18 protein-coding genes are annotated in these 21,125 nt (G+C 60.1%); 9 read left to right on the forward strand and 9 right to left on the reverse strand.

All coding sequences use genetic code 11. From position 1 onward, the window contains the following. Nucleotides 1-13: 13 nt before the first annotated feature. The gene (locus tag ACOQOQ_RS12220) at nt 14-874 is read left to right on the forward strand and encodes an NAD(P)-dependent oxidoreductase (protein ID WP_420567266.1); all 861 of its coding nucleotides are present in this window, start codon (nt 14-16) and stop codon (nt 872-874) included. Between the two features lie 29 nt (nt 875-903). Here the strand turns inward: ACOQOQ_RS12220 and ACOQOQ_RS12225 are convergent, their stop codons facing one another. The 4 genes from ACOQOQ_RS12225 to speB all read right to left on the reverse strand — a co-directional run bounded on the left by ACOQOQ_RS12225 (nt 904) and on the right by speB (nt 6,003). Then, the gene (locus ACOQOQ_RS12225) at nt 904-1,530 is read right to left on the reverse strand and encodes a YitT family protein (protein WP_420567267.1); all 627 of its coding nucleotides are present in this window, start codon (nt 1,528-1,530) and stop codon (nt 904-906) included. Between the two features lie 2 nt (nt 1,531-1,532). Beyond that, on the reverse strand, nt 1,533-2,756 hold the full coding sequence (locus ACOQOQ_RS12230) for a multidrug effflux MFS transporter (protein ID WP_420567268.1): 1,224 nt from the start codon (nt 2,754-2,756) through the stop codon (nt 1,533-1,535). Nucleotides 2,757-2,848: 92 nt separating this feature from the next. Then, nucleotides 2,849-4,882: an ASKHA domain-containing protein gene (locus tag ACOQOQ_RS12235; protein ID WP_420567269.1), complete on the reverse strand. Its 2,034-nt coding sequence runs from the start codon at nt 4,880-4,882 to the stop codon at nt 2,849-2,851. A gap of 164 nt (nt 4,883-5,046) precedes the next feature. Further along, nucleotides 5,047-6,003 carry an agmatinase gene (speB, locus tag ACOQOQ_RS12240; RefSeq protein WP_420567270.1) on the reverse strand — a complete coding sequence of 319 codons (957 nt, stop codon included), beginning with the start codon at nt 6,001-6,003 and terminating at the stop codon, nt 5,047-5,049. 163 nt (nt 6,004-6,166) lie between these two features. Between speB and guaB the strand changes: the two genes are divergently transcribed. From guaB to ACOQOQ_RS12260, 4 genes are all read left to right on the forward strand, one after another. Then, nucleotides 6,167-7,615 carry an IMP dehydrogenase gene (gene guaB, locus ACOQOQ_RS12245; protein WP_420567271.1) on the forward strand — a complete coding sequence of 483 codons (1,449 nt, stop codon included), beginning with the start codon at nt 6,167-6,169 and terminating at the stop codon, nt 7,613-7,615. Between the two features lie 6 nt (nt 7,616-7,621). Then, nucleotides 7,622-8,788: an RsmB/NOP family class I SAM-dependent RNA methyltransferase gene (locus ACOQOQ_RS12250; RefSeq protein WP_420567272.1), complete on the forward strand. Its 1,167-nt coding sequence runs from the start codon at nt 7,622-7,624 to the stop codon at nt 8,786-8,788. A gap of 93 nt (nt 8,789-8,881) precedes the next feature. Continuing rightward, nucleotides 8,882-9,616: a hypothetical protein gene (locus tag ACOQOQ_RS12255; protein WP_420567273.1), complete on the forward strand. Its 735-nt coding sequence runs from the start codon at nt 8,882-8,884 to the stop codon at nt 9,614-9,616. A gap of 35 nt (nt 9,617-9,651) precedes the next feature. Further along, nucleotides 9,652-11,184: an ATP-binding protein gene (locus tag ACOQOQ_RS12260; protein WP_420567274.1), complete on the forward strand. Its 1,533-nt coding sequence runs from the start codon at nt 9,652-9,654 to the stop codon at nt 11,182-11,184. Here ACOQOQ_RS12260 and ACOQOQ_RS12265 read toward each other — a convergent pair. Beyond that, a complete protein-coding gene (locus ACOQOQ_RS12265; protein ID WP_420567275.1) occupies nt 11,179-11,781 on the reverse strand; it encodes a gamma-glutamyl kinase in 603 nt (200 codons plus the stop codon). The two genes, ACOQOQ_RS12260 and ACOQOQ_RS12265, sit on opposite strands and share 6 nt — an antisense overlap. Nucleotides 11,782-11,976: 195 nt before the next feature. Between ACOQOQ_RS12265 and recA the strand changes: the two genes are divergently transcribed. From recA to ACOQOQ_RS12280, 3 genes are all read left to right on the forward strand, one after another. Beyond that, complete coding sequence (recA, locus tag ACOQOQ_RS12270) at nt 11,977-13,044, forward strand: recombinase RecA (protein ID WP_420567276.1); 1,068 nt, start codon at nt 11,977-11,979, stop codon at nt 13,042-13,044. Between the two features lie 148 nt (nt 13,045-13,192). Continuing rightward, nucleotides 13,193-15,865: an alanine--tRNA ligase gene (gene alaS, locus ACOQOQ_RS12275; protein ID WP_420567277.1), complete on the forward strand. Its 2,673-nt coding sequence runs from the start codon at nt 13,193-13,195 to the stop codon at nt 15,863-15,865. A gap of 1 nt (nt 15,866) precedes the next feature. Further along, nucleotides 15,867-16,154, forward strand: coding sequence for a DUF1330 domain-containing protein (locus ACOQOQ_RS12280; protein ID WP_420567278.1), 288 nt, complete (start codon nt 15,867-15,869; stop codon nt 16,152-16,154). A gap of 59 nt (nt 16,155-16,213) precedes the next feature. On the opposite strand, the gene ACOQOQ_RS12285 is transcribed toward ACOQOQ_RS12280, so the two are convergent. The 4 genes from ACOQOQ_RS12285 to ssb form a co-directional block, all read right to left on the reverse strand. Beyond that, the gene (locus tag ACOQOQ_RS12285; protein WP_420567279.1) at nt 16,214-16,795 is read right to left on the reverse strand and encodes a VOC family protein; all 582 of its coding nucleotides are present in this window, start codon (nt 16,793-16,795) and stop codon (nt 16,214-16,216) included. Between the two features lie 96 nt (nt 16,796-16,891). Then, nucleotides 16,892-18,709 (reverse strand): translational GTPase TypA, encoded by a 1,818-nt coding sequence (gene typA / locus ACOQOQ_RS12290; RefSeq protein WP_420567280.1) that lies wholly within the window; start codon nt 18,707-18,709, stop codon nt 16,892-16,894. Beyond that, a complete protein-coding gene (locus ACOQOQ_RS12295; protein WP_420567281.1) occupies nt 18,672-19,577 on the reverse strand; it encodes a GNAT family N-acetyltransferase in 906 nt (301 codons plus the stop codon). Before ACOQOQ_RS12295 ends, typA begins: the two co-directional genes overlap by 38 nt. 209 nt (nt 19,578-19,786) lie before the next feature. Further along, entirely contained in the window at nt 19,787-20,290 is a 504-nt protein-coding gene (gene ssb / locus ACOQOQ_RS12300; RefSeq protein WP_420567282.1) for a single-stranded DNA-binding protein, read from the reverse strand. Between the two features lie 183 nt (nt 20,291-20,473). Between ssb and ACOQOQ_RS12305 the strand changes: the two genes are divergently transcribed. Beyond that, nucleotides 20,474-21,058, forward strand: coding sequence for a lytic transglycosylase domain-containing protein (locus ACOQOQ_RS12305; RefSeq protein WP_420567283.1), 585 nt, complete (start codon nt 20,474-20,476; stop codon nt 21,056-21,058). Nucleotides 21,059-21,125 lie beyond the last annotated feature (67 nt).

Here is a 21,125-nt window from a genome sequence, read left to right on the forward strand (position 1 = left end):
AGCGGAGTGAGACATGGCAAAAGTGGCGTTCCTGGGCCTTGGGGTGATGGGCTATCCGATGGCCGGTCACCTGGTGAAAGCAGGGCACGAGGTGGTGGTCTATAACCGCACCGCAGCCAAGGCCGAAGCCTGGGTGGCCGAACATGGTGGCGCGATGGCACTAACCCCGCGCGAGGCAGCGCAGGGATGTGATTTCGTGATGGCATGCGTGGGCAATGATGATGATTTGCGCTCGGTTTGCGTGGGGGACGACGGGGCCTTTGCCGGGATGTCTGACGGGGCGATTTTTGTCGATCACACCACCGTATCGGCGGCTGTTACACGCGAATTGGCCGGGCAAGGCTTGGCTTTCGTTGATGCGCCCGTATCGGGTGGGCAGGCGGGCGCTGAAAATGGCCAGCTTGTGGTGATGTGCGGCGGCGATCAGGCGGCCTATGACGCGGCCGAGCCGGTTATCAACGCCTATGCCAAGATGTGCAAACGTCTGGGTGACAGCGGTATGGGCCAGATGTGCAAAATGGTGAACCAGATTTGCATCGCCGGTCTGGTGCAGGGCCTGTCCGAGGGGCTCCATTTCGCCGAAAAGGCCGGTCTGGACGGGCGCGCCGTGGTCGAGGTGATCGGCGGCGGCGCTGCGGGCAGCTGGCAGATGGTGAACCGCTATGAAACCATGCTGGATGACGAATTTGAGCACGGTTTCGCCGTGGACTGGATGCGCAAGGATCTTGGGATCTGCCTGTCGACCGCCGACGAGATCCAGGCCAGCCTACCTGTCACGGCGCTGGTGGACCAGTTCTACAAGGATGTGCAGAAACTGGGCGGCGGGCGTTGGGATACTTCCAGCCTGCTCAGACGGCTGCGCGCGCTGGACTAACGGGCGGGGGCTGTGCCCCCGACCATGCGTCAGGTCGCGACGTACCAATCCTTGCGGTGATTGATTGCGATGGTGGTGTTCACGATGAATGCCCCCAGAAGCGAATACAGCACCGCGGGAAGGTCGATCACGAAAAGGGCCAGGGCAAACACACCCACATCGAACAGCAACTGGGTATAGCCCGCCCGAAACCCTGTCTTGTCCTGCAAATAAACAGCCAGGATACCCACGCCGCCTAAACTGGCACCGTGCCGGAACAACGCCAGCAGCGCAGCCCCTGACATGAGGCCAAAGAGGATCGCGCCGAAGGCGGTGTTCAGATGCTGAATTTCAAACAGGTTTGGCATGAACTGTGAAATCACCGACAAAAGCCCAACCGCTATGAAGGTTTTCACGGTAAAGCGCACGCCCATGCGCCGGAACGCCAACCAGTAGAAGGGCAGGTTCACGACAAAGAAGACTTCTCCGAAGCTAAAGCCGGTCATGTAGGACAAAAGCACCGCCAGCCCTGCCGTCTGCCCGGTCACAAGGCCCATATGGGTCAGCAGTACCATCGCGGCGGCGGCCATGGTGCTGCCGAACATCAACCCATGCGCATCGGCCAAAAGGGTGTGTTTGCGCGGTGGCGTTTCGTCTTGGGGCAGTGTGTCGCTCATTGTTAAAATCCCCATTGAGGGTTGCGAAGATCCAGCTGGCGCATTCTGAGCATGACCACGAAGGCCGCGCCGCTGGTCGCAAGGACGCCGATTGTCAACGGCAGGGGTGTGCCATCAAAGCTCAACCCAACCGGGACGGCCAGCGCCACGGCAATCACCGTGGCCAGCGCACCCGAGATACTGGCGGCAAAGCCCGCGATATGGCCCATCGGCTCCATCGTGATGGCGTTCAGGTTGCCCAGCGTCAGGCCGACCATGAAGAAGACCGTGGTCAGCCAGGCCAGAAAGATAAAGAACATGGCGCCTCCGAACAGGCCGGACAGCCAGGCCAGCGTAATCAGCACGGACAGAACGGCCTGAGCGCCAAAGGCGAAGGTGGCAAGGTTTCGCATTCCCAGACGCACCACCAGCGCGGCGTTCAGAAGATTGCCGCTTGCCGCCAGCAGCGCCATGCCCGCGAACCAATAGGGGAAGGTTTGGGTGCGTCCGAAAACTTCAGAGAAGATGGGCTGGATCAGGGTGATCGCCATGAAAAGCATCGCATATGCAAGGGTTTGCGCCAGGATTGAGATGCGAACACGCGGATGGATGAACATTTCGGTCATTGCGGCCCACATCAGCGCGGGCCTAAGTGAGCGGCGATTCTCAGGGGGCAGCGATTCAGGTTGGCGGATGGCCAACCAGGCTGCTGCAAGGCCTCCGAACAGGATGAAAACCAGAAAGATCGAACGCCAACCGGCAAGTCCGATGATGATCGATCCCAGCAGCGGGGCCACGGCCGGGAACAGGGTGAAAACCATCATCACGAAAGACATGATACGGGCCATTTCGCGCCCGGCATATAGGTCGCGGATAATGGCCAGCCCAACGACGCGCGGAGCAGCGGCGCCAAGGCCTCCGATCACGCGGGCCATCAGCAAAAGCTCTAGCCCTTGGGCGAAATAGGCCAGTGCGGCCCCAAGAATGTAAAGGCCCGCGCCCGCCAGGATCACCGGCTTGCGTCCGAACCGGTCAGACAGCGGCCCGGAAAACAACGTACCCACGCCCATGCCCAACACAAAGCTGGTCAGGATCAACTGGGCGCGGTTGACGTCATCCGGGCTTAGTTCGGCCGCAATGGCGGGCAGGGCGGGCAGCATGGAATCGATGGAAAAGGCAATCGTCGCGAAGAGCATTGCGATAAGGGCAATGAACTCGACACGAGACAGCGCGGGGCGCGTAGTCATGGCAGTTGTCCTGGGTTGTTCCAGCCCGCGCTAACATGTTTTGCGCGGGCGGGCCAGATGTTGAGACTACGGTAGCGTGAAAAGTTAACGAATTAACGACGTCGCCTGCGTCGTCCGCCTGTTCCTTCGGCTTTGACGTTAAAGCTGACTGTGGGCAATGCGACGACCTGGGCCAGTTCGGGGAAGGGTTCGGTCGCGTGGGGGATGGCGTTGGCGGCGACGAAATGTTCTTGGAAACGCGGTTCGATCGCGGTTTCGATCTTGGTGATCTGGTGGACGGTCTGTTCAATCTCGGCCCGCGCGGCGATGTTGCACAGAGCGATCCGCGCGCCGGTTCCGGCGGCGTTGCCCGCGCTTTGGACCTTGTCCAGCGGCACGTCGGGGATCATGCCCAGCACCATCGCGTGTTTGGGGCTGATATGCGCGCCGAATGCGCCGGCCAGCACCACCCGATCCACCTTGTCGACGCCCATTTCGTCCATCAGCAAACGCGCCCCGGCATAGAGCGCGGATTTGGCCAGCTGAATGGCGCGGATGTCGCCCTGGGTGACGGTGATCAGAGGGCCGCCGTCCGCCGTGCCGTCCCAGATGACATAGGCATGAGTGCGGCCCTCGGGGATACTGCGGGCAGTGCCGGTTTGTTCAGCCGAGCCGATCAGTCCCGAGGGATCCAACAGCCCTGCGATGCGCATTTCGGCGACGGCCTCGATGATGCCGGACCCGCAAATGCCGCTGATCCCGGTCGCGGCGGCGGCTTCGGCAAAGCTCGGATCGTCCGACCACATGTCCACGCCGATGATGCGGAAACGCGGCTCTTTGGTGGTGGGATCAATCTCGATCCGTTCGATTGCGCCGGGGGCCGCGCGCTGACCGCTGCTGATCTGTGCGCCCTCGAATGCCGGGCCGGTGGGGGACGAGCACGCCAGCACCCGTTCCGTATTGCCCAGCAGGATTTCCGCATTGGTGCCCACATCAACTATCAGTGCCAGGTCTTTGGACTTGTTCGGTTCTTCGGACAGCGCAACCGCGGCGGCATCGGCGCCCACATGGCCCGCGATACAGGGCAGAACATAGACCTGCGCGCGTGGGTTCAGCGCGGTCAGGTCCAACTGCGCGGCGGGCAAGGACAGGCTGTCGGAGGAAGCCAGCGCAAAGGGCGCCTGGCCCAGCTCGACCGGATCAATGCCCAGCAGCAGGTGGTGCATGACGGGATTGCAGACAAAGGTGGCCTCGACCAGCAGGGCCGGGTCAATCTGAGCCTCAGAGCACAAAGACGCGGCCAGATCGTTCAAAGCAGTGCGCACGGCCGAAGTCATCTCGGCATCGCCGCCGGGGTTCATCATGGCATAGGACACGCGGCTCATCAGGTCCTCGCCAAAGCGGATCTGCGGGTTCATCAGGCCGGACGAGGCAATCACCTCGCCGGTTTGCAGATCGCACAGATGCGCGGCGATGGTGGTCGAGCCCAGATCAATCGCCAGCCCGTACAGGCCGCTGTCATGCAGGCCGGGCCAGACTTCGATCAAACGCGGCGCGGTACCGGTGTGATCATGGTGCAGAGCGACGGTGACTTGCCATTTGCCCTTGCGCAGGGTGGGTTGCAGCTTGGCCAGGATCGACAGGTCGGCGCGCAGGTCCGCGATGTTCCATTGATCCCGCAGCGCGGCCTTCAGACGTTCGAAATCGCCGGTGGGGACGTGCATGTCAGGCTCGGCCACCTCGATGAAATAGAGCCGCGTGGCCGGGTCCATGGTGATCGCGCGGGCGCTGGCGGCCTTGCGGATAACCTGTTTGTGGACTTGGGATTCGGGCGGCACGTCGATCACGATGTCGCCCTGAACAGTGGCCTGACAACCCAGACGGCGACCCTTGGGCAGGCCTCGTTTGTCGTCATAGCGCTGCTCTACTGCGTTCCATTCGGACAAGGCGTTTTCCTGCACCGTGACGCCGTGTTTGGGGAACTCGCCGTAAGAGGGCGTGATCTGGCATTTCGAGCAGATGCCCCGCCCGCCGCAAACAGAATCCAGATCCACGCCCAATTGCCGGGCTGCTGTCAGAACAGGGGTGCCCACCGGAAAACGGCCTCGTTTGCCAGAGGGGGTAAAGATCACAAGTGGGTCGGACATGGTTCAGGCCTTGGGTGTTCGCGTTGCGGCGGATCATAGGGCCTTGGCGGGCGAAGGAAAGCCGGGAAACGGCATTTGATGCGCACGGCGCGTCATCATTCGTGTCGGCGCCGGAGGGAAGGGTGGAGCCTCCGGCGGGAGTATTTGGGGAGCAAAGAAGGCGGTCAGCGAAATCCGCGGGTGTGAAAGATGAAGCCCAGAGTGTTGAGCAGGATTTGGGCGGCAAGGATAGCGGTGGAGCCGGTGGGATCGTAATCGGGGGCGACCTCGACCAGATCGATGCCGACGATGTCGTGTTTTTGGGCGACCTGTTGCAGTAATTCTAGGATTTCGTAGTAGAGGAAGCCGCCATGGCTGGGCGTACCTGTGCCCGGCGCGATCGAGGGGCAGAAGGCGTCGATATCGAGGGTGATGTAAACCGGTGTTTTGGCGGGGATGCGCGCGGCCAGGCCTTCTGGGCCCAGTTTACGGGCCTGGCGCACCGACAGGATGTCCGAGCCCATGTTGCGCGCGTCCTCGTACCCCTCGCGGGCGGTAGAGGAGACATTGCGGATGCCGACCTGCGTAAGGCCGGTAACGTAGGGCTGTTCAGCGGCGCGGCGCATCGGGTTGCCGTGGCCATGGCGGACGCCGTGGCGTTCGTCCACGAAATCAAGGTGGGCGTCGATCTGCAGGACATGAAAATCGCCCTGATCGTCAAAGGCGCGGATGCAGGGGATGTTGACCGAGTGATCGCCGCCGATGGTGACGGGCAGGGCGCCGGCCTTCAGCGCGGCGCGCACGGCGGTTTCAATATTGGCGTGGCTGGCCTCGGTGTCCGTATGGACGATGTCCGCGTCGCCCATGTCCACGATCCGCACCGAGCCGGGCAGATAGGTGGCGTCATCCTCGTGATCATAAGCGCCCGCGTGGCCAAAGCTGAACAGGGTCGATGCCTCGCGCACCGCGCGTGGGCCGAACCGCGCGCCCGAGCGCCATTGCGTACCGAAATCATAGGGCGCGCCGATGATGGCCACGTCAGCCTCCAACTGATCCCAGTCAGGCTGATTTGGGCGCTTGCCGAAGGTTGCGATGCCAACAAAGGGCAGATCCAGCCTGCCGCTCTCGTATCCGTGTGCCATGGTCTCTCCTGCTTGTGGGACCACAATGTCGGTCGTGGCGGCTGACGACAAGAACCTCGTGCGGCATAAACCGGGCAGGAAACGTCAGTTGGGGCTTTTCTTTCTGCTGCAGTCATGAGATAGGGACGTGCCAACACCGATCCCCATTTTTCCGGAGTCCCAAATGGAAATTCGTGAGGCCCTAACCTTCGATGATGTTCTTCTGGTTCCTGCCGCGTCAAGCGTTCTGCCGTCGACTGCGGACACACGCACGCGCGTGACGAACTCGATCGCACTGAATATCCCGCTGCTCAGCTCGGCGATGGATACGGTGACCGAAGCGCGCATGGCGATTGCAATGGCTCAGGCCGGCGGCATGGGCGTGATCCATAAGAACCTGAACGTGGACGAACAATCCCGAGAGGTCCGCCGGGTCAAGCGTTTCGAATCCGGTATCGTCTATAACCCTGTTACGCTGCGGGTGGATCAGACCCTGGCCGACGCCAAGGCCCTGGTCGAGCGCTACAACTTCACCGGTTTCCCGGTTGTTGATGACAAGGGGCTGGTCGTTGGTATTTTGACCAATCGTGACATGCGCTTTGCAAGCTCGGACGACATGCCCGTTTCGGAAATGATGACCAGCAATGATCTGGCCATGCTGGCCGAACCGGCGGATCTGGACGAGGCCAAGAGCCTGATGAAATCGCGCCGTATCGAGAAGCTGCTGGTCCATGATGGCCAGGGCAAGCTGACCGGGCTGCTGACGCTGAAAGACACCGAAATGGCCGTTCTGAACCCCACGGCCTGTAAGGACCAGCTGGGCCGCCTGCGTGTGGCTGCGGCAACCGGTGTGGGTGCTGCGGGCTTTGAACGCTCTGAGGCGCTGGTGGATGCCGGTGTGGATATTCTGGTGGTGGACACCGCGCATGGCCATTCCGAGGGTGTGCTGGAGGCCGTTAGCCGTGCCAAGAACCTGTCCAACGAGGTGCAGGTGATTGCAGGTAACGTCGCCACTGGCGAGGCAACCAAGGCGCTGATCGACGCAGGTGCGGATGCTGTGAAGGTCGGAATCGGGCCGGGCTCGATCTGTACCACGCGGATGGTGGCCGGCGTTGGCGTGCCCCAGCTGACCGCGATCATGGATTGTTCCGCTGCGGCGGGTGACACCCCGGTGATCGCTGACGGCGGCATCAAGTTCTCGGGCGATTTTGCCAAGGCGATCGCGGCCGGCGCGTCCTGCGCCATGGTCGGTTCGATGATTGCGGGCACCGATGAAAGCCCGGGCGAGGTGATCCTGTATCAGGGCCGCTCGTTCAAGTCCTATCGCGGCATGGGCTCGTTGGGCGCCATGGCACGCGGTTCGGCCGACCGTTATTTCCAGAAGGACGCGGCCAGCGACAAGCTGGTGCCCGAAGGGATCGAAGGCCAGGTGCCCTATAAAGGCTCGGCTGGCGCCGTGATTCACCAGTTGGTGGGCGGTCTGCGTGCGGCCATGGGCTATACCGGGAATGCCACCGTGGAAGAAATGCGCAAGAACAGCAATTTCGTCAAAATCACGGGCGCGGGTCTGAAGGAAAGCCATGTGCATGACGTTCAGATCACCCGCGAAAGCCCGAACTACCGGATCGGCTGATCTGGTATGACCCCTGCGGCACGAGTTCAGGCAGCGGCCGAGTTGCTTGACCAGATTCTGGACGGCACCCCGGCCGAGAAGGCTCTGACCGGCTGGGCGCGGCGCTCGCGTTTTGCCGGATCCAAGGATCGTGCCGCGATCCGGGATCATGTCTTCGATGCGCTGCGCAACCTACGCTCTTACGGGGCCTTGGGGGGGGCGCGCACCGGACGCGGATTGATGATCGGAGCCTTGCGGGCCGCGGGGCAGGACCCGGCCGAGCTTTTTACCGGTCAGGGCCATGCGCCCTCACCTTTGACCGGGGACGAGCTGATCCCGCGCGCGCCTTCAAGCGCTGAGGCGATGAACCTGCCCGACTGGCTGATCCCGGTCTTTCAGGACAGCTTGGGCGACCGGGCGGAACAGGTTGCACAGACGCTGCAAAGCCGCGCGCCGGTGATGCTGCGGGTGAACACGCGCAAGGGAACGCGCGATCAGGCCATCGCGGCGCTGGCGGGCGACAGTATCACGGCCGAACCTGCGCAGATCTCGGACACCGCGCTGATCGTCACTGAAGGCATGCGCAAGGTAAACAATTCGCAGGCTTACGCCTCGGGTCTGGTCGAGCTGCAGGATGGCGGTTCTCAGGCGCTAGTTGATCGGATTGCCGTGCAAGACGGCCAAAACGTGCTGGATTACTGCGCGGGCGGCGGTGGGAAAACCCTGGCGATTGCAGGCCGGATCCAAGGCAAGTTTTACGCTCATGACGCGAATCCCCGGCGCCTGAAGGATTTACCAGAACGCGCATGTCGGGCAAGTGTGTCCGTGCAGGTTGTCGAGGCTGCACAACTGAGCGAACACGCCCCCTTTGACCTTGTCCTGTGCGATGTGCCCTGTTCAGGAAGCGGATCATGGCGTCGCTCGCCCGAAGCGAAATGGGCACTAAGCCTGGATGCCCTGAATGAACTGAACGCCATTCAGAGTGATATACTTGATAAAACGCATGGCCTTGTGGGGCAAAGTGGATCCTTGGTCTATGCCACCTGTTCGGTTCTTAAGGCCGAGAACCAGAACCGTATCAATGCGTTTTTGGCCAGCCATCCGGATTGGCGCTGTGAGTGGCAGGAAAATTGGCTGCCCGGGCCGGAAAACGACGGTTTTTTCGCAGCATGCTTGACCCGATTTGCTGAATAATTCTACCCTGAAGGGAATTGTTTCCAATTAAGGGTGAATTAACCGTTGCGCGCCGAGACTGTAGCGACGGGGAATCAGCAAATGGCAAGTTGAATGGACGTTTCGGCACCGGCCGCTCCGGGTTTGGGCGGGCAGATCAATGCACGGCATATTTTGGTACTTTTGGCGTTTGCTGCGCTTTGTGCCGTTGCGTCCACGCAGGTGGGTTCTGGCCTTGGCGGACAGGCTCTGCTGGCTTTGGCGGCTGGATTGTGTACGGCCGGCGTCGCGATTGGTGCCGTTTACTTGCACGGCCTCTATCTGGCGGGGCTGAAGCGACGAGTGATCAGTACCTACCTGGCCAATGATCATAGCTATTGCTTCATTGCTGACGATATTGGACGCATCACCTTTGCCAACGCGGCGGCGCAAAAGGCTTTGCCGACCGAAATCGGTCAAACCCTTGCCTTTGCTCTTAAGGATCTGATGGGAAACCCCGGAACGCTGCTGACGCGCATGCAAATCCGCACCGTTGAAACGGGCGGCGCCGATGAAGACGTGACAACGCGGCGCGGACATCTGCGGCTGAAGGCGACGGCCCTGGGCGAGAACGAAATTGCCTGGAGGATTGAGGAAACGCGCGATGCACCCATTCGCGCCGGGCGCGGCCCCAGTCTGCCGACGGTTACAATTGGGCGCCGGAACGCCATTTTGTCCATGAACGAATCCGCCCGACATTTTGTCGGTGACCGGGCTCGCTCGTTGATGGATATTTTCCCCGAGGGTGTCCCCGAACATGGTCAGATCAGCGTGGCCCGTAACGGGGAAAATTGCATCCTTGCGCGGTAGCTGAAACCGCCACAAACCCCGGCCGACGAGAATTTGTGTTTCTGCCCGTCAGCCTGCGGGATGCGCCTGACAAATCGGAATGGTCGGCCTTTGACCGTCTTCCGGTTGCGGTGCTGCGGCTTGAGGATGATGGAGAAATAGCTCAATCCAACCGGCTGGCCCGCGAGCTGCTGCACCTTGAGACGACCGATGGGAACACCCTGCAGGGGGTGCTTGAAGGGCTGGGGCGGCCGATCAGCGACTGGCTTGCCGATGCCGCGCTTGGGAAATATTTGAATAAATCAGAATTTTTGCGCCTTAAAAGCGCCGAGGTCGAGGTGTTCTTGCAGGTCTCGCTTGGCCGCATTTCCACACCTGGGGGGGAACATGTTCTGGTGGCGGTCCTGCATGACGCGACCGAGCTCAAAAGTCTTGAAGCGCAGTTTGTTCAGAGCCAGAAAATGCAGGCGATTGGCCAGCTGGCTGGTGGGGTCGCTCATGATTTCAATAACCTTCTGACGGCGATATCCGGGCATTGTGACTTGCTGCTGCTCCGGCACGATCAAGAGGACAACGATTACTCCGACCTTGTTCAGATTTCGCAAAACGCCAACCGGGCGGCTGCGCTGGTCGGCCAATTGTTGGCGTTTTCACGTAAGCAGACCTTGCGCCCGGAAGTGTTGGACTTACGAGACACTCTTGCCGACCTGACGCATCTCCTTAATCGGTTGGTCAGCGAGAAGGTGACGCTTACGCTAAGTCACGATCCGATTCTTATGCCAGTGCGGGCGGATAAACGGCAGCTTGAACAGGTCTTGATGAACCTTGTCGTAAACGCGCGCGATGCAATGCCCGATGGGGGTGAAATTCGCATCGAAACGCGCGGGCAAACCCTTGAAAAAGAACTTCGACGTGACCGCGCCACCGTGCCGCCAGGCGATTATGTCAGCGTTCGGGTGTCGGATCAGGGCTGCGGCATTCCAAAGGACAAGCTGCAAAAAGTGTTCGAGCCGTTTTATACCACCAAACGCACAGGGGAAGGGACGGGGCTTGGCTTGTCGACGGCCTATGGCATCATCAAACAAAGTGGCGGTTTCATTTTCATTGACAGCGTCGTCGGCGAGGGCGCCGTTTTCACCATTTTGCTGCCTTCGCATCGCGCCATGCAACCCAAGACAATCGAACCTGTCGCTGAGACAGTTCAAAAGCCGGGGATCGAGCGTGACGAAGGCGTTGTACTTCTTGTCGAGGATGAGGCGCCTGTTCGAGCCTTTGCCTCTCAGGCTCTGAAATTGCGCGGATACACCGTGATCGAGGCCGGAACCGGCGAAGAGGCAATAGAGTTGCTTAACGACGATGGTTTGCATGTCGATCTGTTCGTAAGCGATGTGATCATGCCCGGCATGGATGGGCCAACCTGGGTCAGACAGGCCAGAGAAGCACGGCCAGATACGCGAGTTATCTTCGTTTCCGGCTATGCAGAAGATGCTCTGGATGATAGCGCAGAACCCGTAAAAAATTCGGTTTTCTTGCCCAAGCCGTTCTCATTGAATGATTTATTGGAAACAGTTCAAGGCCAGATGTCATGACAGTCTGGCGGCTTTTTCCCAAAGCTCGAATTCTTCGGGGCGCTTTCTGCGCAGGCGGCGCTCGACGTTGGCCGACAAGGTAAGATCCATCTGAGGGGAAACATTTACCCGTCCCAAAGTAATTTTTTCGCCTAGACGGTCTTCCAGAAAACTCTTCAGCAAGGGCTGGTCTTCATACCGAAACAGGTGATTGACGCGCGTTCCGTTTGGTCTGGGCTCGAGAAACTTGAACTGACTGCCAACATTGGCAAACTCGGCGGGCTTGCCCTTCATGTATTCAGTGACGAAGTCATCAAAGCTGACGTCATGAGTTGCATTGGCATGCCCGGCCATGAAAGGGCGTTGACGATAGCGAAACCAACTTCCCAGCCAACTTATGGGTTCACGAACAACCGCTAACGTCTCGAAATTTTCACCGCCTAGCTTTTCGAACATCGGGCGAAAAAAGCGATTGTAGCGATAAATCGGTGCGTGCTTAAGCTCTGGGGGATCGCTGACCACCATGTCGGCGCGGGTGCGCAGGGCCTCTTCATAGGCGCTTGTTCCAGTTTTAGGGACCGAAAGAAAGACAAGTTTTTCTTTCCAAAACATCAACATATGTCAATTACCCTGCTTATGCGCTTTAAAGTGTCATTCCTGTTTACCGAACTTTAACGGGCGGGCGCGAAATTTAAACCACGAAAATTTTGATTGAAATGTTCTTATTTTGTACGCATAGTGCAGAATAGAACATACAGCGAACAAACGCGGCGATTGCCGCACGGCAGAGTGTGTGGGATAAGGATGTGAACAATGGCAACGGCAGATCTTCTTTCGATGGACAGTAAACGCAACGCGGACAAGCAAAAGGCGCTGGATAGCGCGCTTTCGCAAATTGAACGTCAATTCGGCAAGGGCTCGATCATGAAACTGGGCGGCGAGAATGCCGTACAGGAGATTGAGGCGACCTCGACCGGATCTTTGGGGCTGGATATCGCTCTGGGGATCGGCGGTCTGCCCAAGGGGCGAGTCGTCGAGATTTATGGTCCTGAAAGCTCGGGTAAGACCACGTTGACGCTGCATTGCGTGGCCGAAGAGCAGAAAAAAGGCGGGATTTGCGCCTTTGTGGATGCCGAGCACGCGCTGGACCCGCAATACGCCAAAAAACTGGGTGTTAACCTTGATGAGCTGCTGATCAGCCAGCCGGATACGGGTGAGCAAGCGCTTGAGATCGTGGATACGCTGGTGCGCTCGGGCGCTGTCAGCATGGTGGTCGTCGATTCGGTGGCCGCACTGACCCCGAAATCCGAGCTTGAGGGCGACATGGGCGACAGCAATGTTGGAGTTCAGGCTCGTTTGATGAGCCAGGCCATGCGCAAACTGACCGGTTCGATCAGTCGTTCGAATTGCATGGTGATCTTCATCAACCAGATCCGGATGAAGATCGGCGTGATGTTTGGAAGCCCGGAAACCACCACCGGCGGCAACGCTTTGAAATTCTACAGCTCGGTCCGTCTGGATATTCGTCGCATCGGTGCGATCAAGGACCGCGACGAGGTGGTCGGCAACCAGACCCGCGTGAAAGTGGTGAAAAACAAGGTCGCGCCGCCGTTCAAGCAGGTCGAGTTTGACATCATGTATGGCGAGGGGATCTCGAAGACTGGTGAACTGCTGGATCTGGGCGTGAAGGTCGGCGTTGTCGACAAGTCGGGTTCGTGGTTCAGCTACAATGACGAACGTCTGGGGCAGGGTCGCGAGAACGCCAAGACCTTCCTCAAGGAAAACACGGATGTCGCCCTGGAAATCGAGGACAAGATTCGCGCCGCGCACGGATTGGATTTCGATATGTCCAACGAGGACGAGGATATTCTGGAGGCGTAAGCCGACAGGAATTTCAACAAGAGGCCGGCTCCAGAAATGGGGCCGGCCTTTGCCTTGCAGGAAAGGGCGCAGCTAACTGTGGACACCGGGCGCGGGCGGGGCTAAATCTGCGGAACCATTTGGCCTTGTCCGGAAAGACCTGAAACGCATGCCCAGCCTGAACGATATCCGCTCGACGTTCCTTAACTATTTCCAGAAGCAAGGGCACACGATCGTGCCCTCCAGCCCGCTGGTTCCGCGTAACGATCCGACCCTGATGTTCACCAACTCGGGCATGGTACAGTTCAAGAACTGTTTTACCGGGGTTGAAAAGCGTGACTATGTGCGTGCGACTACCTCGCAGAAATGTGTGCGCGCGGGCGGTAAACACAACGATCTGGACAATGTCGGCTATACGGCGCGCCACCACACGTTCTTCGAAATGCTGGGGAATTTCAGCTTTGGGGATTACTTCAAAAGCGAGGCGATCCCCTTTGCATGGGAACTGATCACCAAGGAATTCGGTATCGACAAAAGCCGCCTTTTGACCACGGTGTACCACACCGATGACGAGGCGTTCGAGATCTGGAAGAAGGTTGGTGTGCCCGAAGACCGGATCATTCGCATTGCGACGTCGGATAACTTCTGGCAGATGGGCCCGACCGGCCCTTGCGGCCCTTGCACCGAGATTTTCTATGACCACGGAGATCACATCTGGGGTGGCCCTCCGGGTAGTCCCGAGGAAGACGGCGACCGGTTCATCGAAATCTGGAACGTCGTTTTCATGCAGAACGAGCAGTTCGAGGACGGCTCGATGGTCGATCTGGACATGCAATCGATCGACACGGGCATGGGACTGGAACGGATCGGGGCGCTGCTGCAGGGCAGCCATGACAACTATGACACCGATCTGTTCAAATCACTGATCGAGGCTTCGGCCCATGCCACCAGCGTGGACCCTTACGGTGACAAGAACGTACATCACCGGGTCATCGCGGACCATTTGCGCTCGACCTCGTTTCTGATCGCGGATGGGGTAATGCCCAGCAATGACGGCCGCGGCTATGTGCTGCGCCGGATTATGCGCCGCGCCATGCGTCACGCGCATCTTCTGGGCGCCAAGGACCCGGTCATGCACCAGTTGGTGCCCGCGCTGACCGCGCAGATGGGCGATGCCTATCCCGAGCTGCGCCAGGCGCAAGCGATGATCGAAGAAACCCTGCTGCTGGAGGAAACCCGCTTCAAGCAGACCCTGGATCGCGGGCTGAAGCTGCTGGATGACGAGGTCTCTGGTCTGGAAGACGGTGGCGCGCTGCCCGGCGAGGCTGCGTTCAAGCTGTACGACACCTACGGTTTCCCGCTGGACCTGACCCAGGACGCGCTGCGCGAAAAGGGCCTGACCGTGGTCACCGACGGTTTCGACGCTGCGATGGAAGAGCAAAAGGCCAAGGCGCGTGCCGCCTGGGCCGGTTCGGGCGAGGCCGCGGATAACGCGGTTTGGTTCGATGTTCTTGACGCCGCTGGCGCCACCGATTTCCTGGGCTACGACACCGAAAAGGCCGAGGGACAGGTCGCCGCTGTGATCGTTGACGGTGCGCTGGTTGATACGATTGCCGAGGGCCAAAGCGGCTGGATCGTCGTGAACCAGACCCCGTTCTATGGTGAATCCGGTGGTCAGGTGGGCGATACGGGCGTGATCCGCCGGATCGAAGACCGCGATGACGTGGCCTCGGTCACCGACACCCGCAAATTTGCCGAGGGCAAAGTGTTTGCCCACCGTGTCGATGTTGAACGCGGTACGATCGCCAAAAATGAGCCGGTCGAACTGGAGGTGGATCATTCCCGCCGCTCGGCTATCCGGGCGAACCACTCGGCGACGCACCTGCTGCACGAAGCCCTGCGCGAGACCCTGGGCGATCACGTCGCGCAGCGTGGCTCGCTGAATGCACCGGATCGGCTGCGGTTTGACTTCAGCCACGCCAAGGCGTTGACCGAGGATGAGCTGTCCAAGGTCGCCGCTGATGTGAACGCCTTTATCCGTCAGAATACCCCCGTCGAAACCCGGATCATGACGCCGGATGACGCCCGTGCGATTGGCGCGCAGGCTCTGTTTGGCGAGAAATATGGTGACGAGGTGCGTGTCGTCTCGATGGGCCGTGCGGACACCGGCAAGGGCCAGGACGGTCAGACCTATTCGCTGGAGCTTTGCGGCGGTACCCACGTCAAACAGACCGGCGATATCGGCATGTGCGTGATCCTGGGCGACAGTGCGTCCAGCGCCGGGGTGCGCCGGATCGAAGCGCTGACCGGGCAGGGCGCTTTGGACTATCTGAGCGAGCAGACCAAAACGCTGAACGCGGTTCTGGGCGCATTGAAGGCGCAACCCTCCGAGCTGAGCGACCGTGTCGAAGCCTTGTTGAGCGAACGCAAACAGCTGAGCAACGAGGTTGCCCAACTGCGCCGCGAGCTGGCCATGGCGGGCGGGGCAGGCCAGAGTGGTGGCCCCGAAGCCGAGGACGTAAACGGTGTGAAATTCCTGGCGCAAGTGCTGTCGGGCGTGTCGGGCAAGGACCTGCCCGCGTTGATCGACGAACATAAATCCCGTATTGGATCGGGCGCGGTTCTGCTTATTGCTGATGCAGATGGCAAGGTTGCCGTGGCCGCAGGCGTCACCGAGGATATGACCGGAACGGTTTCCGCGGTAGACTTGGTTCGCGCCGCAACTCCTGAATTGGGCGGTAAGGGTGGCGGTGGCCGTCCTGACATGGCTCAGGGTGGGGGGCGTGACGCAAGCAATGCAAAACAGGCCATCGACGCGGCCAAAGCAGTTATTGGAGGATAAGATGGGCGCACTCTGGATCGCACATGTCACCGTGACCGACGAAAAAGCCTATGCGAAATATGCCGCGCTGGCTGGTTCGGCGATTGCCAAGAACGGGGGCGAGTTCATTGCCCGCGCTGCACGCTATGTTCAGCTTGAGGGCAAAGAGCGCCCGCGAAACGTGGTCGCACGCTTCCCCGATCTGGACACGGCAGTGGCGTGTTATCACAGCGATGAATACCAAGAAGCGCTGCAATATGCGCAAGGTGCATCCGAGCGGGAATTGCTGGTAGTCGAAACCAACGAGTGACCCAATCCTACTGATTTCAAAGGCCGCGCCATCCCGGCGCGGCCTTTTGTTACAAGGGTTTAGAAGGGGTTCTTTGCGCTGCGATCCTGCGATAGCGAGGATTGGCATTCCTCGACCAGCTGTTCAATCGCATCTGCCAAATGGACCTCTTGGATGTTGTAATCTCCGCGTTCGACCCGCAACTTATGGGCAAGGATCATTACATCCGCATGGGTGCAGCCCACGGGTGGTTCGAATTTGTAGGTGGCCAGCTCGATCAGCATGCCAAGTGGATCCTTGAAGTAGATCGAGTCCATGAACCCGCGGTCCTTGACGCCCGAATGACCAATTCCACGAGCCTCAAGCCGTTCGGCCGCCTGGGTAAAACTGGCGCGGCTGACGTTAAACGCCAAATGATGTACGCAGCCCGGCTCGGTGGGGGTGCGGCGGCGGTCTGCTTTGCGAGTCTCGTTGGTGAAAATCGTGATCAGGCGCCCGTCACCGGGATCGAAATACAGGTGGCCTTCGTCCGGGTTGTCCAGATTGGGCTGGTCGAAAACGAAGGGCATGCCCAGCACGCCCTCCCAGAAATCGATGGACGTCTGCCGGTCAGCGCCGGTTAGGGTAATGTGGTGCACGCCCTGAGCTTGGATCTTGCGCATTGTCTCCTCCGTTTGAGGTAAGATACCGCGCACAAAAAAGCCCGGCAAGGCCGGGCTTTGTGCGCAAATGCGCAGATTTTGTGAGGTGCGTGACGATCAGGCCTGTTTGGCCATGCGCTTACGCTCGTGCGGGTCCAGATAGCGTTTGCGCAGACGGATCGCGTTGGGCGTGACCTCGACCAGTTCGTCATCGTTGATATAGGCGATTGCCTCTTCCAGCGACAGGGTGATGGGTGTGGTCAAACGGACCGCTTCGTCGGTGCCCGAGGCGCGGACGTTGGTCAGTTTCTTGCCTTTCAGCGGGTTCACTTCCAGATCGTTTTCACGGCTGTGTTCGCCGATGATCATGCCCTGGTAGACGTTGGCCTGCGCCCCGATGAACATCTTGCCGCGATCTTCGAGGTTCCACAGCGCATAGGCAACGGCGTCGCCGTTCTCCATCGAGATCAGAACGCCCGCGCGACGGCCCGGAATGGCGCCCTTGTGCTTGGTCCAGCCGTGGAACACGCGGTTCAGAACACCGGTGCCGCGCGTGTCGGTCAGAAACTCGCCGTGGTAACCGATCAACCCGCGCGAAGGCACATGGGCCACGATCCGTGTTTTTCCAGCGCCGGCGGGTTTCATCTCGACCAGCTCGCCCTTGCGGGTGCTGGTCAGTTTTTCGATCACGACGCCCGAGTATTCGTCATCCACGTCGATGGTGGCTTCTTCGACGGGCTCCATGAGGACACCGTCTTCTTCGCGCATGATTACCTGCGGACGCGAGATCGACAGTTCGAACCCTTCGCGGCGCATGTTTTCGATCAGAACGCCCATCTGCAGTTCGCCACGGCCCGACACCTCGAAGGCCTCGCCACCGGGGGTTTCGCCGATCTTGATGGCGACGTTGGATTCGGCCTCTTTCATCAGGCGGTCACGGATGACGCGCGACTGAACCTTCTTGCCGTCACGGCCCGCCAGCGGCGAATCGTTGATGCCGAAGGTCACGGTGATGGTGGGCGGGTCGATGGGTTGTGCATCCAGCGGTTCCTCGACCGCCAGGGCACAGATCGTGTCGGCCACAGTGGCCTTGGCCATCCCGGCCAGCGTCACGATGTCTCCGGCCACGGCCTCGTCGATTTCCTGCATGGCCAGGCCACGGAACGCCTGGATCTTGGTGACACGGAACTGTTCGATTTTCTGGCCGATGCGGCTGATCGCCTGAACGGTGGCGCCAACCTTGGCAGTACCCGATTCAACGCGGCCCGTCAGGGTGCGGCCCATGAAGGGATCGCTGCCCAGCGTGGTGGCCAGCATCCGGAAATCCTCGTCCTGGTGCGCCAGCTGCTTGGGCTTGGGGACGTGGTTCACGATCAGCTCGAACAAGGCGTGCAGGTCCTTGCGCGGACCATCCAGATCAGCGTCGGCCCAGCCGTTGCGCCCCGAGGCGTACATATGCGGGAAGTCCAATTGGTCTTCGTCGGCGCCCAGGCTGGCGAACAGGTCAAAGCATTCGTCCAGTGCGCGGTCAGGCTCGGCATCGGGTTTGTCGACCTTGTTCAGCACCACGATCGGGCGCAGACCCAGCGCCAGCGCCTTGGAGGTCACGAATTTGGTCTGGGGCATCGGGCCTTCAGCCGCGTCGACCAGCAGAACAACGCCGTCCACCATGCTGAGGATACGTTCAACCTCGCCGCCGAAATCTGCGTGGCCGGGGGTGTCCACGATGTTGATGCGGGTGGTTTTCCACTCGACACTGGTGGGCTTGGCGAAGATGGTGATGCCACGTTCGCGTTCCAGGTCGTTGCTGTCCATGGCGCGTTCGGCGACGGCCTGGTTTTCCCGGAAGGCCCCGGACTGTTTCAGCAGTTCGTCCACCAGGGTGGTTTTCCCGTGGTCAACGTGGGCGATAATGGCGATGTTGCGCAGATCCATGAGGCGTATCCTGACTTGTTCGGGGTCCGCCTATACTGCCTTTGCGAAAAAGACCAGAGGGAATGCCGCCCCAGCGTCGGATCGTGCGGATCAGGGGCGAGAGGCCGGGCAGAAATAGCCAGGTAAAGCCAAGTTTGACCGGTTTTGCCCCGCTGCCCAGCTTGAAACGGGTCAGCCCGGGCGTGTGTTTACTGTCCAGCGTGCCCAGCTCCAGCATGGTCACGCCGCGGCGGCGCAAGTTTCGGGCCGCGTGCCAGAGGATCAGGTTGTGTGCATGATGTGCGCGCCCGTCGCGACCGGACCAGCCGATGTGATAGCTGGCGCCCGGGGCATGCAGGATGAATAGCATAGCCGCGACCGGGGTGCCGTTCAAACAAGCCTGGATCAGCAGGGTTTGATCCGTTGGCAAATGTTGCAGTACCGCGTGGGGCAGGGCGGTATAGCGCCTTTTCTCGCGCTGACGCGCCTCGTGCTGCAGCAGCCAGTCGTGTTTGTTCGGACAAAAAGGACTGCTGTGCAGGGTCAAAGGCCCCCTCATGGCGGCGCGCAGCCTGTTGCGCCACTTGCCATGCATCGCGGCCAGCATCTGTGGTTCTTCCGCAAGCTCCAGCACGGCAAGCCACTGAGGCGATACCAATGGCACAGCGCCGGCGTTGTGCCACGCGTGATCCTGAGCGGCGTCAGGGGCGTTCACCAGCGTGGTGCGCGTCGGCCCTGTTCGCCAGTCCCCGCGCGGCAGATAGACCAGATCGCCCAAAATGGGGAGCCGACGCAAGATACTGGTCTGCTCTTGGCACCGCACACGTGCGCCCATGGTCGTAAGGGCGCTGGCATAGGCATCTGATTGTTGAAAAGGGGTCAATCGCATGGCTCTTGTTAACCAAAGCGCAGTGAATTTGCGGTTAACGTCAGATATGTCGAGGAAATATCCACCAGAATACCCGCCACCGCGCCTGACATGGCAGGCGCTGATCTTGGTCGCAACCGTACTGTCTGTGCCGGTTGCCTTGGTTTTATGGGGGATCGAAGCGTTGATGTAAAAAGCTGCCCCGGGGGGCAGCTTTAAAGGAATATGTCTTAGAACGGGATCTCGTCGTCGATGTCACCGCCGCGGGCCGGGCCGCCGCCACCTTGCGAGCCGCCACCATAGCCGCCCTGATCGCCGCCGCCGTAACCGCCTTGGTCACCACCGCTGGCATAGCCGCCTCCGCCGCCCTGGCCACCTTCACCGCGACCGTCCAGCATCACCAGCGTGCCGCCGAACCCTTGCAGTACCACCTCGGTCGTATAGCGATCCGCGCCGGACTGGTCCTGCCATTTGCGGGTTTGCAGCTGGCCCTCGATATACACTTTCGAGCCCTTGCGCAGGTATTGTTCGGCCACGCGGACCAGACCCTCTTGGAAAATCGCGACCGAGTGCCACTCGGTCCGCTCGCGGCGCTCGCCGGTGTTGCGGTCTTTCCAGGTTTCCGAGGTCGCGATGCGCAGGTTGCACACTTTGCCGCCGTTCTGAAACTGGCGGACCTCGGGGTCGCGACCCAGGTTGCCTACCAGAATTACCTTGTTCACCGATCCGGCCATCTGTCTCTCCCGTTGAATCGTTTGTTCCTGCTTACACCATGAGGGCGGCCAAAGGTAAAGTTATGATCGGAGGATCGCTTGCGCCGAAATCAGCAAGCCACCGCCCATCTTTGCGCCGGGGCTGGATTTCGCGCGGGTTTTGCCTATCTTGTGGTCAATTCATACTGGGTTTGGGCGATTATAATGCGGAAAGTTCTGGCAATTGGCTGCGCGATATTGATCGCGTCGGGCGGAGCGGCAAGCGCTGATGTTCTGTCCACCAAGTCCCGTCTGAAGCTGTTCAAATCGCAGACGGATGTTTTGGATACCCGCGCGGCCTCGCAATACAAAAACAGCGTGGGTCTACAGCCTCCCAGCATTCATACGCCGACCAAATGGGGCCCGTTGATGTATGACGGTTCCTATCGCGGACCCTATGTTGATATGGCCCGTTCGGCCGCGCGCCGTCATGGTGTTCCGGAAGAGTTGTTCTTGCGTCTTGTCCATCAGGAAAGCCGGTTCAATGCCAAGGCGAAGTCGCACAAAGGGGCGCTGGGACTGGCGCAGTTGATGCCCCAAACCGCGAAAACTCTGGGTGTGGATCCGCTTGTTCCCTTTGAAAACCTGGATGGCGGTGCGCGCTATCTGGCCGAGCAATATCGCAGCTTTGGCACCTGGCGACTGGCCCTTGCGGCCTATAACGCTGGCCCGGAAGCGGTCAGGAAATATCGCGGTGTTCCGCCCTATAAGGAAACCCAAGGATACGTGCGCGCGATCTGGGGTAGCTAAAATCGACAAAAATACTCTGGTAATTGTTTGATCTCTGTGTCACCAGTGGGCGACGGGCGCGCTCCTA

Source organism: Thalassovita sp., assembly GCF_965218685.1.
Classification (GTDB): Bacteria; Pseudomonadota; Alphaproteobacteria; order Rhodobacterales; family Rhodobacteraceae; genus Thalassobius.